This window comes from Ectobacillus panaciterrae DSM 19096 (assembly GCF_000430785.1).
Taxonomy (GTDB): Bacteria; Bacillota; Bacilli; order Bacillales; family Bacillaceae_G; genus Ectobacillus; species Ectobacillus panaciterrae.
In genome coordinates, this window is the sequence record NZ_AUMR01000029.1 from 35,841 (window position 1) to 53,013 (window position 17,173).

The following is a 17,173-nucleotide window of genomic DNA, read 5'->3' on the forward strand; positions in this document are numbered from 1 at the left end:
AACTTCACTTTACAAGTAACTAACGAATCAAAGGAGACTTTTAATGAATCAATTAACGGCTCTTTATCCTCTTGCTGTGGAACACACAAAAAAGAAAATTTATGAAGACATTGACCGTTATTTAGAAGATAAAGAAGAGCTGCCCTCCTACGAACAATTCCTCATGGATAGAAGACACTATATTGAACAGATTTGGATCAACGTATGGTTGAATAAAGTCACAAATGATGTGTCAAGAAGCGAGAAAAAAGCCTCTCTAAGTGAAATGGGATATGAGGTAGAAGGTGTTAACCGAAAACTGATTAATCAGTTGTTTCGAAACGAAATGAGAACCTATCAACCTTTTGATGTGATGAGGTGGTTAGATGAAACATTTGCGAATGATCAAAAGGAATGGGAAAAACAATATCAAAAAGCGAGAACGCATTTTCTTGAACGGGAAAAAGAGAAACAGCTGTTAGAAAAAAGGACAAATGTAAAGAAGAAAATAGTCTATGCTGCTTTAAACATTCTGAAGCAAGATCATGCCATATTATATCTGTATGTCAGACATTACGTTGCTTGTCAATTAGCAAGCGATCTTAAGAAAAACACAAGACATCAAGCCATTGATCCTTTTAGGATGGAGGAAAAACGAGTAAGAGAAGATCATTTTGACTCATCTAACGATAGGACAGTATCGACTTTCTTTCATGAACGGACCCGTGCTATTCATAAAATGTCACTTGAATGGGAATTAAGGCACTATGAATATGAAACCTATTATTACGAATATGAAAGGCTGATTACTTATTATCTTTGTGAGCTTATACCAAAATGGCTAATAGAACGACTATCGCCGGCTATTCTAAACGATTTTCAAGAAATATACGGCCAAGGATTAACTGAATCGAAACTGAAGGATATTATAGTTGAACCGATTTTCGAACTCGTAAATCATTATTTCTTGGCTATACAAGAAGAATATCTTTCTGATCTCCTTAAACTCGCAAATATCCCATTTGATGTTAATAGACATAAAGCAATCTACGAAAAAGATATTGCTGAACGAGAACGGAGAAAAGCGGAAGAGTTAGCGGAAATAGAACGTAAAAAAGAAGAAGAAAGACAAATGCTTGAAGATATATTCGGACGTGAATATATCCCTTCGGTAGAACGAAATATCCATTATGTACTTCATATTGGTGAAACGAATACCGGAAAAACGCATCAATCATTAAAGCGAATGAAAGAAGCAAGCAGTGGTCTGTACCTAGCGCCGCTTCGACTGTTAGCCCTTGAAATTTACGATAAATTAAATGCAGAAGGCGTTCCCTGTTCATTAAAAACCGGGGAAGAGGAAAAGACGATTAAGGGTGCTAACCATATATCCTGTACCGTTGAAATGTTTCACGAAAAAGATTTTTATGACGTAGTAGTCATTGATGAAGCTCAAATGATTGCTGATAAGGATCGGGGGTTTTCATGGTATAAAGCAATTACGAAAGCGAATGCAGCTGAAGTTCACATCATCGGAAGCCGAAACATGAAAACCATGATACTCCAGTTGTTGGGCAATTCTAATGTTGATATTCGCGAGTATAACCGTGATATTCCGCTTAAAGTGGAATCAGAGGTATTCAATCTTACCGATACCAAAAAAGGAGATGCTCTTGTTTGTTTTTCAAGAAAACGTGTCCTTGGGGTTGCATCCAGCTTACAAAACAATGGCCATTCCGTCAGCATGATTTACGGCAGTATGCCGCCGGAAACGAGAAAAAAACAGATACAGCGGTTCAACGAAGGGGAAACAACCGTCATTGTCTCAACCGATGCGATTGGAATGGGATTAAACTTGCCGATTCGCCGTATCGTATTTCTAGAAAATGAGAAATTTGACGGCACAAGGAGACGGCGGTTAACTTCACAAGAAGTGAAACAAATCGCAGGCCGAGCAGGTAGAAAAGGCATCTACAATGTTGGGAAAGTAGCATTTACAAAAGAAATAAACATCATGACACGGCTGCTTAACCAAGAGGATGAATCCATTTCCACATTCACGATTGCACCAACGAATGCGGTATTAGAACGATTTCAGAATTACTCCCGTACACTCGTTACTTTCTTTGAGCTTTGGGAAAAGTTTGAAAGCCCAAAAGGAACAAAAAAGGCAACACTTTCAGCAGAACGTGAACTGTATCATATGATTCGTGATACTGAAGTAGAAGTACGTCTTTCCATTATGAACCTTTATGGATTTTTGCACCTGCCATTTTCAACAAATGAGCCTAGACTCATGGAACAATGGCGAGAAACGATGTTTTCAATTGTGAATAAACGGGAATTTCCCGAACCGCAAATAAAAAGGGAGAGCCTGGAGGAACTGGAACTCGCCTATAAAGCAGTTGGTCTTCACCTCTTGTTTTTATACCGCTTAGACCAACGAACCGAAGCGCTTTACTGGGAGCGGCTACGGGAAGAAATCAGCGAGGAGATCCATGACACGTTAAAGAAGGGAGTCAAAAACCTCAAGAAAATATGCGGGAAATGCGGGAAAACCCTTCCAAGAGACTTTCCGTTTCAAATATGTGACGATTGCCATGCCGCACGTTATCCAAGAAGGCACCGTGTTTACGATTACGGTGATTAAAAGTTCTTGAAAAAGAGTGACCATGAGGAATCATCATGGTCATTATGAGGAAGAGGTAACATGGGATTATTATGAAAGGGCACTCAATTATTCGAGTGTCTTTTTCTGTCTGCGCCATTGTTAATTTCATTTACCAAATTTTGTTTATAAAAATAAATGCTATTTATTTTTAATATAAGAGCCGCTTTATTTGATGCTAGACATCTACTCCTATCTACCGCAAGTAAAAAGTACCTATAATCTCATTTCATCGTGTAGTAGCCCTAATATAAAAGTCAGTAAACGTTGAAACTTGCGATTTGTTTACGTTCAATCCCTTGTGTATTGAGAATATAGTGGATTTATAACGCTAAGAGAGGGGAATTAAAATGCTTTATGGCTACGTGCAAGCAAAATTATCAGGGCTTATTGTGACGCTTAAAGAAATTGTGCATGAACTGAAAGCAGGAAATGGATATGGAAGTCACATTGAAGCATTGAAAAAAGAAATAGCAAACTTCACAGCAGAGGTAGACAACTTTATAGAAAAATACTCTGATTCATTTACAGCATTATCAGTAAATGCATACGCACTATTAAAAGATATAGAGGAGACTGTGAGTGATAAAGGTTATTTTGATAATGTAGGAATTGCTAATGCTATTGAAATATTTGAAGATTATATAAATTGGTTGGAAGAAACAAAAGGTAATGAGGAGTGCTGGTAAATAACCACCATTACTTTTTATTCGCTGTAAACACCTCAAACGATTCAGATTGAAGAAGTTGAAAAATTGATTTCAATTACTGAAAAAATTCACTCATTTGCCTGCTGACGATAAGATTGCAAGAGGGCGTATTGAAAAAAGCAACTATGATAGATAACGGAGCCTATTACATAGGAAATTCGAATTATTAAAATACGTGATCCAAAAAACATAACCTTCTTTTTTATTTATGTTATATTTATTATAGTTTTGTATTAAATGTTAAGGAGAAGCATAATGTCAATTCAAAATATTTCACCTGAAACACTTTTAGAACGTGTAGATAATGGCCAATCCGTGTTGATCTTGGATGTTCGTTCGGAGGAGAAAATGAATGCTTTTCAAATCAATCATCCAAATATCACAACGATGGCATTGGAAAAGAAACTTTTTCTCGATGAAGCACATATAAAACCTGACGCGCTTTCATCTTTGCCAGTAAATTCTGAAATCCTTGTTGTTTGTTCAACAGGAAACTCTGCAAAGAAAGTGGCACAAAAATTATCATCGGAAGGGTATCAAACGTCTGTATTAGAGGGCGGAGTAACTTCTTGGCGCGAACATATTAATGATTTAAAAGAAGAAAAATAAAAAGAACAGAATAATCATCAGGATTGACATCAAGCAAATTAACATACAATCAAGCCTGTAAGTAGAATGCTTGTCAGAAGAAAATGAAATAATCAATTCCATTACACTCCGGATTCTGGGGTGTTTTTTTCTGCACATGAAACAAACCGTCTTCGGTTTTATTCAATTAACAACAGTATCTATTGAAGTTTTACCCAAAATACATATTTAAGTTTTACATAAAAACATTAAATCTAGGTTATATGAACAAAAAGCTCCTGCTTTTATACAGAAGCTTTTCTATAGTTTTTAGCAGTATCCATAGCCACCATAGCCGCCATAGCCGCCACAGCAACAAGCTGCACCGACGATAATCAATAAAATAAATAATACAACAACTAAAGCAAAGCTAGTACCAAAACCATGTCCATGTCCAAGACTACTCATATATTTATACCTCCTTTGACTTTAAATATGCAGGGGAAAACTGAATGGGTCATCACTACAATCAGGCAAAGCAGCGGATAATGTATCGTATGTTTCTTTATGATTATAGAGCCAGTCTGTATTACAAATAGGCTTATAAAATGACAATAAGCCCTTTTTATAGGTCATACATGCACCAAAACCTCAATTTGAAATAGTTTAAAATAGCTCTTAAATATTTCGGGAGGGAGATGTATGAAAATAGAAGACCAAAAACAATACCATGAATATTTGTTAGAATGGTGTAGCGACATTTATTCTCATTGGGAAAATATGAGACCAATGTTTTCAAGACTCTTTGATATAAAATCCTTAGAGGAATGGGAAGAATCATGTCGCGAATTAAAAGAAAAATTACAGGAAGATTTAAAAGTGGACTCCGCCGACCTTCACTTTCAGACAGCTAAAAACCTATATGAACAGTGGGAACTCTTATACAGTGAATCACTTACTTATCGAGAAGAAGTTGAATAGAATGTGAGAAAGAATAACTTTCATCGCAAACCACACATATTTGTTAAAAATCGGTTCTTCCGGATACAGTTGATATACAAGCAGCTGCTGATGCTCGTAGAAGAGAGGGATTACCATAGGATGAAGGGGGAGGAGGTGTTCTTTTTTTTCCTTTCCCGATAATCCGAATGGTTTGATACCCTAAGTTTACTTGCTCCCATCAGAAGTCGATTCTGACTACACAAAACGTTTAGAGCCGTCTAAAGTAATTGAAATTGTAAAAAACATCTAACTTGGAACTTTACACCTAGGCGATTCCTGAAATTTAGGAGTCGTCTTTTTGTTTTTATCTTTGTCTTTTTGGGATATGTAAATGGGATATTTAGAAACGTTGAAAATACACGTTTTAGATTTTATTCTAAAAGGGTGTACTCTATTGATAACAACAGTTGGTACGTAAGGCGATTCACTCATGTTTTGTGACAATAAACCAGCTATTCGTAGTGTCCATGTTCTTGGCATAATATCACAACCCCTAATATAACTATGTATTATAAAGACAAGCTGTAAAGGAGGGTTAAAAGGTGTCCCTACTTATAATTAAACATATTGTTCTTGGGTTATCGATTGCAGCACCGATCGGACCGATTAATATTGAAATTCTTAGAAGAGGATTATCTCAAGGATTCTGGCCATCTCTCCTTGTAGGCGCAGGCGGAATGACTGCTGATTGTATCTTAATGTTCCTCATGTACCAGGGACTTTCTCAACTATTAACCTTAGAAGGGGTTCAACTTACTTTAATCATTTTCGGTGCGGTGGTATTGATTCATACAGGTCTACAAAGTTTAATCCATCAGAAAGAATCAGTAATGGTTAATGATAGGGACCATCCTATTAACACCGGATTGATGGATTCATTTTTAACTGGAGCGTTTATTGCTGCTTTTAACCCTTTAAATATTCTATTTTGGCTGGGTATATATGGATCAGTGTTAAGTGATTCATTTAACGACGATAACAAAATAAAGGCATTCTTTATCAGCAGTGCTGTTTTTATAGGGATTGGATTGTGGAACTTAAACTTAGCTCTCACCGTTCACTTTGGAAAAAAATCACTTAACCCAAGCACTCTTAAATGGATCTCTTTTGTTGCAAGTCTTATTATACTAGGATTCGGTCTTCATTTAAGTTATCAAGCCATTATTAGAATAAAGAATATGATGTAATGAATGTATATTATATGTGATCTAACAATGCTAGCAATAAACTCAATCTTCGTAATTATTTAGTAAGATTACATATTCGTTCATAATATGTATGCATAAGTCATATATTCTTTTAGCTATTACATACTGCTAATATCAACATACATATTCAGCATTGTATTGTTTAAGATGCAGAAATTCGTTAATAGAATATATAAGAGGAGGGATCGTTATTAATATTCAAAAAAAAAGAAGCGATCTATTGTTAGAGAAATACCAGTATACGAGAAACTTAACACTACAAATCGTTGAACCCTTAGAAACCGAGGATTTTGGTGTGCAGGCGATGGTAGATGCAAGTCCTCCCAAATGGCACTTAGCCCATACAACCTGGTTTTTTGAAGACTTTATTTTAATGGATTATAAACCTGGGTATCACTATTACTTAGAAGATGCACGGAAGTTGTTTAATTCCTATTATGAAACATTGAGTAAACCGTTCCCAAGATCAAAAAGGGGTCTTATTTCTCGCCCGACTGTAAGAGAAGTCCTAAATTACCGGCGTGCAGTCGATGAAGAAATCATTGCTCTTTTAAGTCAAAGTAATGAACTAGATGAAAAGTTTTATTCCTTGATTCTATTAGGCATTCATCATGAACAGCAACATCAAGAGCTATTAATTACTGATCTTAAATATAATTTCTCAATTAACCCTTTAAAGCCTTCCTATAAAAAAGACATTGAAAATCCATCTGAATGGTCGTTTGTCCCGCCTCTAACATGGGACTATTTCCAAGAAGGAGTCACGACGATTGGAACGAATAATCAAGGTTTTTCATTCGATAATGAACAACCTGCTCACAAACACTTTCTATATCCTTTTGCCATCGCAAACAGACCCGTAACAAATGGTGAATATCTTGAATTTATCGAAGACAACGGTTATGAGACACCCGTTAATTGGCTTTCTGATGGCTGGGCAACCGTTACAGAACAAAAGTGGAGTGCACCACTTTATTGGGAATATATCGACGGAACTTGGTATCAATTTACACTCTCTGGATTGAAGCCCGTTGAAAAAAACCAACCTGTAACACATATCAGCTTTTATGAAGCCGATGCTTATGCAAGATGGGCTGGTTACCGCCTTCCGACCGAACAAGAGTGGGAACATGCTTTTCGAAATGAACCAGTTGAAGGGAAGTTTCTAGAAAACCTTCTTTTTAATGAAAGCTACGAATCAGACAAAACAATCTTCGGTACAGTTTGGGAATGGACATGCAGCCCTTATACACGTTATCCGCAAAGCGCAAGACCAGAAGGTGCATTAGGAGAATACAACGCGAAGTTCATGAGTAACCAAATGGTTTTGCGTGGTGGGTCGAGTGCTACTCCTCGTAATCATGTTAGATTAACCTACCGCAACTTCTTCCATCCCGATAAAAGGTGGCAGTTTAGTGGAATACGTTTAGCTAAGGAGGAACAATAACTTGATGCAATCCAATCATATGATCCTTGATTTTAATCCTCCTTTCTCCTCGTTAAAAGAAGAGGTCTTAATGGGATTAAGACAAAACCAAAAACAGTTACATCCGAAGTTGTTTTACGATGAAAAAGGTAGCAAGCTCTTTAATCAGATTACCACATTACCCGAATATTATTTAACTCGTTCTGAAAAAGAGATCTTGACAACCTTTCACTCTGACATTTGTGCTTTTATTGGTCATAATTCACCACTAATCGAGTTAGGATGCGGCAGTGAAGAAAAAATACAACTAATTTTAGAATCGTTGCAAAGGGGAAATCGTTATATCCCCATTGATATTTCGCGAGAAGCTTTAAACAACACCGTTGAAAAATTACTTGATTCCTATCCCTTATTGGATGTAAAAGCCATTCGCGCCGACTATACACAAGCCTTATCGTTCCTATGTCAGGGCTCAGAAGAAAAGAAAGTCATTTTATTTCTTGGCTCAACGATTGGAAACTTTGATGAAAATGACAGAGAAAAGTTTTTGTGCCAGTTAGCTAAAAATCTAAACCCCAATGATGGTTTACTTATTGGCATTGATTTAAAAAAATCACCCCGTTTATTAGAAGCAGCCTATAACGATTCACAAGGCATTACTGCTGCATTTAACAAAAACTTGTTACACCGAATCAACCTAGAGCTTGATGCCAATTTTCAAGTGGAACAATTCACACATCATGCTTTTTTCAACAATGTTAAAAACCGAATCGAAATGCATCTCATCAGCAATACTGTTCAAGAAGTATTAATAGGAAATGAAACTTTTTCTTTCCTTCCAGGAGAAACGATTCATACAGAGAATTCTTATAAGTTCGATCTCAAAGAATACGAACAAATACTGGTCAAAGTAGGACTTTGCTTACGTAAGGTCTGGACCGATAAACAGAATTATTTTGCGGTAACGTATATTGAACCCTTGTAATCAAAGCAGGTTGTCGTCACGTTCCGCGGCACAGAAGGCTATGATCCGTTCGGAAGGGGTGTCCCTGACTTTAAAGCAGACGCTGTTGATGTAGTGGGCAGCAGGATGAGAAAAAGCGAGGACACCCTAAACAAATTATCTGCATTAGACCCACCACCAAATTTGGGAATCCAGGAACGGATGCAATTTTACAATGCCAAAGAACGGTTGCAACAACATGTAGAAGAAAGTCAATTTACCCAAGCGGACAGGCTAGTGGCGCATGTCGTCAAGGAGTATCAGGCAAAAGGTTATGACGTGTCTACCACAGGACATTCCCTTGGCGGAGGGATGGCGGAATACACGGCTGCGAAATATAACCTAAAAGCAGTTACCTATAGTGCTCCAGACGTGATGCATCTTCTTCCGAAGGAGTTGAGGGAAAGAGCCAAGCAGGGCAAATTTAACGGACAGATCACCAGTTATGTGCATCCTTATGATTCAATCGGTGCGGGAGCGTTTGGTTCTTACCCCCAACATGTGGGCTCGACGTATTATATTTCTCGATTGGGCATTCACAATCTATTGCCTACGTCTGTGCAGCTCTGTGCCCCGTTTTTTATCTATAACGTTGCTCGTTTTTTCCTCTCTATTGCTGGGGTGAAATTTCATGATTTGGATCAATATACATTTGACGAAAACGGAAATTTGGCAAATCCATATATCGTCAATCAAGCGACAAAGGAAGTCATGGTGGGCTCCCCGCGTCAAGGGTGGGGTACGATTGAGGTCAACGCCGAAGATTTGCGTCGTGTGGGAAAACAACTGCAAAGCAATGCGATGGAAACAAGAGAACGCATTGCATCCTCCAAGAGGGCTGTTTTGTCTCTTGTGCAAACGTCTCACAGTCATGGCTTGAACGTCATTGTCAACCAAATTGAACATCACTTAGACAATTTTCATGCAAGGTATGCGAATGCTTCCCAAGAAGTAGCACATTACATAGAGAATAAGGCGATCGCATTTGAAAATGCGGATCAAGGAAAAGGATAACGCACGGAGGGGGAGATTATGGATAAAACGAACATAGATCTGAGAATCGAAGACTTGCAGCAGGCGGAGAAGAAATTGGAACAATTCATCCAAGACCTGCATGAGCAGGAACAGTATGTACAGAATCGGTATCATGAGCTCAACAGCTGGAAATCGGGGAAATCCGCTGATGAAATGCGAAGAAAGATGGAATCTCTCATGCATATGCTTCGAAAAGACATCCAGCAATTCGAACAAGAAAAACGCCAACTCGTTCAATATCGAATGACCATGCAACAGTTAGACCGTGAAGGACCCATGCAGTTTATGAAATGACTCCTATATTGGGGGGGCAAGAAGTTGATTTTTTCGTTCATATACGAAAGTTGTCTTTTAGGTTGTGTCATGAATAGCAAAAATAACCCTGTGTGAACAGGGTTATTTGCCTATTAATTCCCTACACCAACCGTATTGGTGATGAAAGGGCGTCTGACAGTTTTCTCGCGATAACCGCCATGCATAGCGGTTATTTCTGCATAAATCTATGAAATATTAGTATTTATAGAAAGTATTTAATTTACACGCATCAATATCGGGAAGATTCTTTTAACTAATGCAGAATATAACTGCAGAAGACTTTGTAATTTCTTTTGCAGCATACGAAAAACGTGCTTGCGTTAATTTCATGATTTGAAACCTCCAAAAGTTATTTGTAAGCTCCTGATTACAGCAAAAAGTTATTTGGACGTTCCAAAAATTATCGTCAAGTAAACGCGGCGAACATGACAATAATGATTATTATGTCATGTAGAGGGGATAAGGGGTTGCTGTATTTGAAAAAAAATCTAGTTTACATAATATATATTATCGGAAGTTGAATAAAAAACAATAAATCTGTCTCAAATACAAAGTAAACTATAGTTAGTGAGACAGAAAAGAATTGCACATGAACTGCATAGCAAATAATTTATAAAATTGTTGTCTAGCGATAGAAAACTCCGAACCATTTTTCTTAGTTATGCTTGCCTTATTGTCTAGCGACACAAATATGCGGACCAATTTTCAATCATTCCTTTTACAATTCAGTCTTCTTCTAAGTAAATGATATTTCTTATCATTCATTAAATATTCCTTTTTTTCCTCATTGTTACTTGTCCACTTTTCACGACACAAATATACGAACGCTTCTTAGATTCTGCTGTTATACGACACAAACATGCGGGCTAAACCCGGATCTTTTTCTGCTGGGACACAAATATACGAACCGTTCCTTCTTTTTGTCAATAATACAATAACGCCCTTACGATTATATAAGGACGTTATTGTATTATGAATGTATATGTAAGTTGAATCTCATCATCTTCCTGTGGTCCATGCTGCTGACAATATAGATCGGTTGTAATCTTAATGTATTCTTTATACGCCATACAACCGGGCTCTTTTGATCTTTTGGAAATACGATACTATAGGCTGGTAAGTTTCCATAAACATCGAATGGAATTTTGTTATAGATGTGAAAATGCCTTTGTATCGTCGCTCGCTTCGCTTCCTCTACCCAAGTTCGGTATTCTCCCCTTATTTCGGGTTATGCCGCCAACAATATATATTAGATTGCTCCTTCACGACTGATTGCAATCTATTTCTCCATAGACGCAGCTCTACAGCATTCTGTTTATTTTTCCGGAAACACAACGCTATACAAAGGAAATTCCCCGGTCGCTGCGCTCGACATCTGTCATTTTCCATAGCCCTTCCATCCATTGCCTCCAGCATAAGTAGGCATATGCTGGAGGCAAACTTTATCATTCTGACGCATGGGATGTTTCATAGCCTTGTATGCATCCCCTTGTGTTTTTTCAATACATGGCGCCTTACATGCCTTGCGATTGATTTATAAATAGCTTTCAGTTCTATAAATATATCTTCTTGTAACTCTTGATGATTACGTTATTCTCTCCCCTTCATGCTTCCTGCAGCATGGGAATCATATACGTGGGATGGTTCCCCTTTTATCTTGTGTTCCATAGTTTGTCCTAAACATACTATAGTCAATTAAGGTCTGTTTGTTCACTCATCATCCCCACTTCTCTTTCCCTCTATGTTCCCCTGGCGTTTCAACTGCTTGGGCTGAACGGATAACGGCCGTTTGTTAAACATCCTCAATCTCCGACCATTTCTGAACCTTTTTGATTTGGCTAATCGACACGGAAGACTTCCAGAAATCTTTTTCATTCCATTCCTGAAACAAAAGCGGGCGAAGAGAAAAAAGGATTCTTCACGCGATTATTCGGTAAATAAAACGAAGGGGCTCTCGAAAGAGGCGCCCTTTTTGCGTTGAACTAGCTCAGCATACGCTTAAAGACATACTATGTATTATCCACGCAACAACTGTGTAATATCCGTACATTCTCAGATAGTGATTCCTCTTTTAAAAGGAGGCGTAAAGTTATGTTTTATGGAGGTTATGGAGGCTGTGGCTATCCTGGCTTTGTAGGCGGGTACGGCGGTGGCTGTGGCTATGCTGGTGGTTTTGCTCTAATCGTTGTATTGTTCATTCTATTAATCATTGTTGGGGCTTCTATTACAGGTCATCACCACTTTTAATAGCGAAAAACTATACGGGGCACCTCATCGGGTGCCTTTCGTTATGTACACGATAGCGTCGATATCCACTCGCCTCACACGTCCACTATCGTCGACGACCCGCAACTGGCGCTGAGACGTATCGTAGTCTTGGTGTAGGAGCGATATTCGCACCTGCCGTAAGTCGTGCATTGATATTGCTATACATTTAACATCATCCCTTCGTTTTTAAAGGGAGGTAATTATGCAGGATACCTTATATCATACTCCTATCAAGAAAATTGGAGCGCGTCTGTTTAAAAAATAATCTTTGTTTGATCACTTTGCTTTGTATTTCGAGCTGGGCGTAGTGGTACGACAGAAGCCGGACCCGCTTCTTTTGACAGATCCAGTTCCGACTTCGATTCAACTACAGATTCGGATGCGTGTTGCAATTTTACACATTCTGCTGCCTTTCGTATTTGCTGACGCTGCTGCGCCATTTTATTTCTGCTACGCTTGTCCTCTTTCGCTTTCTCTTCCAGATATCGATTGTAGTGATCAATCGGATTGTCAAACTGTGTAAAGTACAATAGTTTTCGTTGTTTGGGATGATTGATCGTACGCCGAATATGAAGAGGATGTTTTTGTAAAGACCATTTTCCTGTCGCTTCAAGTACACCTAATTCATTTCCATCCGGTAAAAACGATCGAACCGTACGTAAGCCATCCGTATTCACGAGTAACGAATGGTTTTTGGGTTTTTGAAGAACAATTCACTTTTCATGACGGACCTCTCTTCCATTCATTCTACGGCCATTATCACTCACTGCTTAATGCTCCCTGCCTTTCAAGTTCCAAAAGCTGTGTCTTCATATCCAATCCGCCACGATAGCCGGTTAACGCCCCATCCTTTCCTACTACCCGATGACACGGTACATTGATTAAAACAGGATTAGCCCCAATTGCCGCCCCTACGGCACGAACAGCGGCTGGTTTATTTATACAGTTTGCAATGTCGGAATAGGACTTCGTCTGCCCGTATGGAATCTCACGAAGCGCGTTCCAGACTGCAAGCTGGAATGCTGTCCCATTGTAATCAAGGGGAACAGTAAAGGTTTTTCGTTTTCCTTTTAGATACTCAATGATTTCAACCGCATAGAGTCCAAGCTTTTCACCATCTTCAACAAGAGGACTTCCTGGAAAACGTTTCTTAGCCCATTCGGACAATTCTTCGAATGGTTTGTTCTGTGAACCTACATAGCATAGCCCCTTAGAGGTTGAAGCAATATGAAAATTCCAATCCTTAAACTTTAGCAAAGACCAATAAAGTGTTGGTTTATTCTTTGATTCCATTTTACATTTCCTCCATTTTACTGATTTGATGAAGCTGACGATATTGTGCTGGTGTATGTCCAGTTTTCTTTTTAAATAGAGTAATAAAATAAGACGTGTTAGGCATACCTACACATATGGAGATATCCGCAATCGCTTTATTTGTTTGAAGCAAATATTTTTTAGCTGCGTTTAATCTAACCTGTTGTATATACTCAACGGGTGTGACGCCTGTAATCTTTTTAAACGTTCGATGCAAATGATAGGGACTCCCGTGAGCAATATCTGCTAATGTTTCTAGAGTTAATTTTTCTGTGAAATTTTTATCAATGTATTCAGTGATAAGAGCAACCCACTCACTATCAGGCAATTTCTCATTAATAGGCTTGCAACGTTTACAAGGTCGAAAATTTGCACGGAGAGCTTGTTCTGCGTTTAGAAAAATACGTACATTTTCTTTTTTCGGAACGCGAGATTTGCATGACGGTTTACAGAAGATCCCTGTTGTCTTTACAGCATAGAAAAATTGATTATTGTACGAAGCATCATTATCAATAATTGCTTGCCATTTTTCATTTGTCATTAATTCCATGTCATTCAAAATCCCATGATCCTGCTTCTCTTGAAATCCATTATTGATATTTTCCGGCATTACTCTCACCTCTTCTTACAATATACCTCTTATAAATTCAAAATGTACGATTTTAGAGATGAAATAGCAAGATATTGAAATTTGAAATTTATTTAGAATCGTGAAAAATGATTCCAAGACCGTATCGTTCTCCGGAAGTAACCGTACTTACTCCGTGACGAACCGTATTTTTGTAATATCCTTTTTTACCAAGAGCAGGCCTATGGTTAGTAGGAAAGATGAGTGCACCACCTTGTTCCAAGGTAATCGCATGCCCCCTACTCTGAGCACGAGGAATTTGTTCCACTAATAGGGATTCGCCACCCGTATAGTCTTTATCCCGTTGGTTTAATACAAAGACTACTTGAAACGGAAAAAATACGTCTCCATATAAATCTTGGTGCAAGCAGTTAAACCCACCTTTTTTGTATTTTAGAATTAAAAGTGTAGGTCTAGTTTGTTTATACTCTTCACATGTTTTCAAAAAATCTTGAAGATTATCTGGAAACTGTTCTGGTTTCTTTAAATAACCCAACCATCGATTTGCTGTTTTGGCCAACTCTGGATAAAAGGGCTCTCTTAAATTTTGGATGATTTCAGGTAAAGGATAGGAAAAATATTTGTACTCCCCATTCCCAAAGCGATATCTCGTCATATTGATTGTGGTTCTGTATAACTCTTCCTCACTATAAAGTTTCATGAAGGAGTCGCATTCATCTTTTGTTAAAATTGGTGGAAGTTTTGCAAATCCTTGCTCATCTAATTCTCCTTGAATTGCTTCCCAATTTAGGCTTTTTACACGTGTTTGTATATCTTGAGTCATTTTTATCTCCTTCTATTTAGCATTCTTGATAACCAACACTATAACCTCATAAATAAGAAAAAATAAGGCTTTTAGAATGTAATAGCAAGATAACAAAATTAATCATGATTATTATGTGATAAAGTAAAACTCCAATCAGTATGAGTTTTACTTCTAACTATATTGTAAAAAGTATGGGAGATCGTAATAAGAAGAGGAGAATGAAAAGTGATATGGCATGAAGTTAATGATGCTATTTTGATTACACTACCTGAAGAGTTTGACATGAATGCTAACCTAGGCTATCTAACAAGGGGAAAAAATGAATGCATGTATGCAATCGAGAACGATATCATCACAAGAGTAATAGCCATTGGAGAATTTCGGTCCTTGGTACAGTTAAGCGTAATTGATAATAAACAAATGGTTGTTCAATTCTTAAATGATTCTAGACCTACTGAAAAGTGGCAACGGGAAGAGATTGTAAAATATATTTGTGAATGGTTTGATCTTGATAACGATTTAGCTTCATTTTATGAATTGGCAAAAGCAGACCCATTACTTAAAATTCCTGTTGAAAAATTCTTTGGATTACGAGTTATTGGAATTCCTGATCTATTTGAAGCTTTATGTTGGGGAGTTTTAGGGCAACAAATTAACTTAGCGTTCGCGTACTCATTAAAGAAACAATTTGTAGAAAGATTTGGCGATTCCCTTGAATGGAACGGTAAAAAATATTGGGTTTTCCCATCCTACAAACGAATTGCAGAATTAACACCTCTCGACTTAGCCGATATTAAAATGACTGTGAAGAAAAGTGAATATATAATTGGAATTGCTCGGTTAATGGCAAGTGGAAAATTATCGAAGGAACAACTAATGAAAATGAACTTTAAAGATGTTGAAAAAAACTTAATTAAAATACGAGGCATCGGTCCTTGGACAGCCAATTATGTTCTAATGCGCTGCCTTCGATTTCCGACAGCTTTTCCAATCGATGATGTGGGTCTTATTAATTCGATAAAAATATTACGTAATATGGACCGAAAGCCTACGAAAGATGAAATCTTGGAAATATCAATTCCATGGAAGAACTGGGAATCATATGCTACCTTTTATTTATGGCGTGTCATTTACTAACAGTAATGTAAGGTATAATACTGAGTTTATTCAAGTGTATAAGGTTACCGGACACCCCCTTGCCTGCAATCTGTGCAAATAGAAAAAGGGCAGCATTTTGCACAGTGCTGCCCTTTTTCTTAGCATGTTTTCAAATTATATAGATGGAATTTTAAATTCTGCCCCTCAAAACTTCAAATTTCATGTGGAATTCTTCACTTTTGTCGATTCGTCTTGAAGTGAACCCATAAAAGGAAACACAAACAAAACACCATCTGTTCTAACAAGTGTGTTCCTTTACACGATAGTTTTTAACTCTTACAATCTCCAAACTCCCCTCTTCTCAAAACTCTCTTAATTAATCGTTTTTTGAAATATTATGCAATTTATGTTATGATAATAGGATAGTTACTAAATGTAACTATAAAAATTGGAGGTGGGCAGTTGAATAACAAGGCTAGCAAGGCTAGAGCTAAGTTAATCACTATGATGAAAACCTATGGGACTAAGTCACCTAAAGAAACAGGACTAAAGCTTGTTACTATGAGGGAGGAAGTTAAGCAGACTTTAAAGGCAGGAAAGAGCCTTGATGGTGATGCCGTAACTCCTAGTCAAAGAAAAGATTTAAAGAAACTACTCCTACATTATAGAGGCGAGATAGACAATTTAAAAAATTTTAATAAAACTTACAGGGAAGAAAAAAGCAAATCAGAGTAAAAAGTGTAAATACCGAGAGTCAGGCTCTCTTTTAATTTTATCATACAAAATATTTATGCCCCTTTTGGATTACAATCATCTGAGCAGGATTCACTGCCAATGTAACTGTATCTTCACCAATAGAATAATTAGTTCCCTCAAAAGGAATAACTTATATTTGGGCTGTAAACGAAAATCCAATCTGACTTCCCCACTTCTTTTTTAGCATCTGTTTTTTACATCAAATCAATCATACTGGACTAATTGATGACGAGTGTCTGAAAAAAGGAACGGCGATGGCTTCAACTCTTTAGAAAAAGGCAAACAATTGCATTGGAAATCAGACAAGCTTCTAACGTTCAAAAATAAATAAAAAGGGCTCCTAATAGGGGCCTTTTTATTTATTTCCCCTTGTAATTTATCGGGTAATGCTAACTACCGATAATAAAATGTAGCTATTTAGTTTGTAAAC

At 37.5% G+C, this 17,173-nt stretch carries 17 protein-coding genes and 1 pseudogene; 13 read left to right on the forward strand and 5 right to left on the reverse strand.

Annotation, left to right across the window (positions count from 1 at the left end; translation table 11 throughout):
* The first annotated feature begins 43 nt into the window (after nt 1–43).
* The 4 genes from H540_RS0108275 to H540_RS35505 all read left to right on the forward strand — a co-directional run bounded on the left by H540_RS0108275 (nt 44) and on the right by H540_RS35505 (nt 4,326).
* Complete coding sequence (locus H540_RS0108275; protein WP_028400232.1) at nt 44–2,629, forward strand: DEAD/DEAH box helicase; 2,586 nt, start codon at nt 44–46, stop codon at nt 2,627–2,629.
* Between the two features lie 368 nt (nt 2,630–2,997).
* Complete coding sequence (locus tag H540_RS0108280) at nt 2,998–3,336, forward strand: hypothetical protein (protein WP_028400233.1); 339 nt, start codon at nt 2,998–3,000, stop codon at nt 3,334–3,336.
* A 276-nt stretch (nt 3,337–3,612) separates the two neighbouring features.
* Entirely contained in the window at nt 3,613–3,966 is a 354-nt protein-coding gene (locus H540_RS0108285; RefSeq protein WP_028400234.1) for a rhodanese-like domain-containing protein, read from the forward strand.
* Between the two features lie 309 nt (nt 3,967–4,275).
* Complete coding sequence (locus H540_RS35505) at nt 4,276–4,326, forward strand: Vmc-like lipoprotein signal peptide domain-containing protein (RefSeq protein ID WP_425388092.1); 51 nt, start codon at nt 4,276–4,278, stop codon at nt 4,324–4,326.
* On the opposite strand, the pseudogene H540_RS35510 reads toward H540_RS35505, so the two are convergent.
* Nucleotides 4,306–4,392, reverse strand: a pseudogene (locus tag H540_RS35510) (YjcZ family sporulation protein); the annotation flags it as partial. The gene H540_RS35505 and the pseudogene H540_RS35510 sit on opposite strands and share 21 nt — an antisense overlap.
* Nucleotides 4,393–4,626: 234 nt before the next feature.
* On the opposite strand from H540_RS35510, the gene H540_RS0108295 reads away from it, so the two are divergent.
* The 7 genes from H540_RS0108295 to H540_RS31950 all read left to right on the forward strand — a co-directional run bounded on the left by H540_RS0108295 (nt 4,627) and on the right by H540_RS31950 (nt 12,160).
* A complete protein-coding gene (locus H540_RS0108295) occupies nt 4,627–4,905 on the forward strand; it encodes a hypothetical protein (RefSeq protein WP_028400235.1) in 279 nt (92 codons plus the stop codon).
* A 563-nt stretch (nt 4,906–5,468) separates the two neighbouring features.
* Complete coding sequence (locus H540_RS0108300; RefSeq protein WP_034670590.1) at nt 5,469–6,113, forward strand: LysE family translocator; 645 nt, start codon at nt 5,469–5,471, stop codon at nt 6,111–6,113.
* A 241-nt stretch (nt 6,114–6,354) separates the two neighbouring features.
* Nucleotides 6,355–7,581, forward strand: a complete 1,227-nt coding sequence (gene egtB / locus H540_RS0108305; RefSeq protein ID WP_245592196.1) for an ergothioneine biosynthesis protein EgtB — start codon at nt 6,355–6,357, stop codon at nt 7,579–7,581.
* A gap of 4 nt (nt 7,582–7,585) precedes the next feature.
* On the forward strand, nt 7,586–8,545 hold the full coding sequence (gene egtD / locus H540_RS0108310) for an L-histidine N(alpha)-methyltransferase (RefSeq protein WP_034670603.1): 960 nt from the start codon (nt 7,586–7,588) through the stop codon (nt 8,543–8,545).
* A gap of 105 nt (nt 8,546–8,650) precedes the next feature.
* Entirely contained in the window at nt 8,651–9,577 is a 927-nt protein-coding gene (locus tag H540_RS0108315) for a Tle-like phospholipase domain-containing protein (RefSeq protein WP_028400239.1), read from the forward strand.
* Between the two features lie 18 nt (nt 9,578–9,595).
* Nucleotides 9,596–9,892 carry a hypothetical protein gene (locus H540_RS0108320; protein WP_028400240.1) on the forward strand — a complete coding sequence of 99 codons (297 nt, stop codon included), beginning with the start codon at nt 9,596–9,598 and terminating at the stop codon, nt 9,890–9,892.
* 2,112 nt (nt 9,893–12,004) lie between these two features.
* The gene (locus H540_RS31950; protein ID WP_081415068.1) at nt 12,005–12,160 is read left to right on the forward strand and encodes a YjcZ family sporulation protein; all 156 of its coding nucleotides are present in this window, start codon (nt 12,005–12,007) and stop codon (nt 12,158–12,160) included.
* 275 nt (nt 12,161–12,435) lie between these two features.
* Here the strand turns inward: H540_RS31950 and H540_RS0108340 are convergent, their stop codons facing one another.
* The 4 genes from H540_RS0108340 to H540_RS0108355 form a co-directional block, all read right to left on the reverse strand.
* Nucleotides 12,436–12,858, reverse strand: a complete 423-nt coding sequence (locus H540_RS0108340) for a hypothetical protein (RefSeq protein ID WP_028400241.1) — start codon at nt 12,856–12,858, stop codon at nt 12,436–12,438.
* 82 nt (nt 12,859–12,940) lie between these two features.
* Nucleotides 12,941–13,474, reverse strand: coding sequence for a methylated-DNA--[protein]-cysteine S-methyltransferase (locus H540_RS0108345; protein ID WP_028400242.1), 534 nt, complete (start codon nt 13,472–13,474; stop codon nt 12,941–12,943).
* A 1-nt stretch (nt 13,475) separates the two neighbouring features.
* Nucleotides 13,476–14,105, reverse strand: coding sequence for a bifunctional transcriptional activator/DNA repair enzyme AdaA (locus H540_RS0108350; RefSeq protein ID WP_028400243.1), 630 nt, complete (start codon nt 14,103–14,105; stop codon nt 13,476–13,478).
* Nucleotides 14,106–14,193: 88 nt separating this feature from the next.
* A complete protein-coding gene (locus H540_RS0108355) occupies nt 14,194–14,907 on the reverse strand; it encodes a 2OG-Fe(II) oxygenase (RefSeq protein ID WP_028400244.1) in 714 nt (237 codons plus the stop codon).
* Between the two features lie 207 nt (nt 14,908–15,114).
* Between H540_RS0108355 and H540_RS0108360 the strand changes: the two genes are divergently transcribed.
* Together H540_RS0108360 and H540_RS0108365 are read left to right on the forward strand one after the other, a co-directional pair.
* Nucleotides 15,115–16,026, forward strand: coding sequence for a DNA glycosylase (locus H540_RS0108360; protein WP_028400245.1), 912 nt, complete (start codon nt 15,115–15,117; stop codon nt 16,024–16,026).
* A 423-nt stretch (nt 16,027–16,449) separates the two neighbouring features.
* Nucleotides 16,450–16,722, forward strand: coding sequence for a hypothetical protein (locus H540_RS0108365; RefSeq protein ID WP_028400246.1), 273 nt, complete (start codon nt 16,450–16,452; stop codon nt 16,720–16,722).
* Nucleotides 16,723–17,173 lie beyond the last annotated feature (451 nt).

Coding starts and splice junctions, on each gene's coding strand:
- H540_RS0108285 (WP_028400234.1), top strand. CDS start 3,613: ATGTCAATTCAAAATATTTCACCTGAAACACTTTTAGAACGTGTAGAT.
- H540_RS0108280 (WP_028400233.1), top strand. CDS start 2,998: ATGCTTTATGGCTACGTGCAAGCAAAATTATCAGGGCTTATTGTGACG.
- H540_RS31950 (WP_081415068.1), top strand. CDS start 12,005: ATGTTTTATGGAGGTTATGGAGGCTGTGGCTATCCTGGCTTTGTAGGC.
- H540_RS0108320 (WP_028400240.1), top strand. CDS start 9,596: ATGGATAAAACGAACATAGATCTGAGAATCGAAGACTTGCAGCAGGCG.
- H540_RS0108315 (WP_028400239.1), top strand. CDS start 8,651: ATGAGAAAAAGCGAGGACACCCTAAACAAATTATCTGCATTAGACCCA.
- H540_RS0108345 (WP_028400242.1), bottom strand. CDS start 13,474: ATGGAATCAAAGAATAAACCAACACTTTATTGGTCTTTGCTAAAGTTT.
- H540_RS0108355 (WP_028400244.1), bottom strand. CDS start 14,907: ATGACTCAAGATATACAAACACGTGTAAAAAGCCTAAATTGGGAAGCA.
- H540_RS0108350 (WP_028400243.1), bottom strand. CDS start 14,105: ATGCCGGAAAATATCAATAATGGATTTCAAGAGAAGCAGGATCATGGG.
- egtD (WP_034670603.1), top strand. CDS start 7,586: ATGCAATCCAATCATATGATCCTTGATTTTAATCCTCCTTTCTCCTCG.
- H540_RS0108275 (WP_028400232.1), top strand. CDS start 44: ATGAATCAATTAACGGCTCTTTATCCTCTTGCTGTGGAACACACAAAA.
- H540_RS0108295 (WP_028400235.1), top strand. CDS start 4,627: ATGAAAATAGAAGACCAAAAACAATACCATGAATATTTGTTAGAATGG.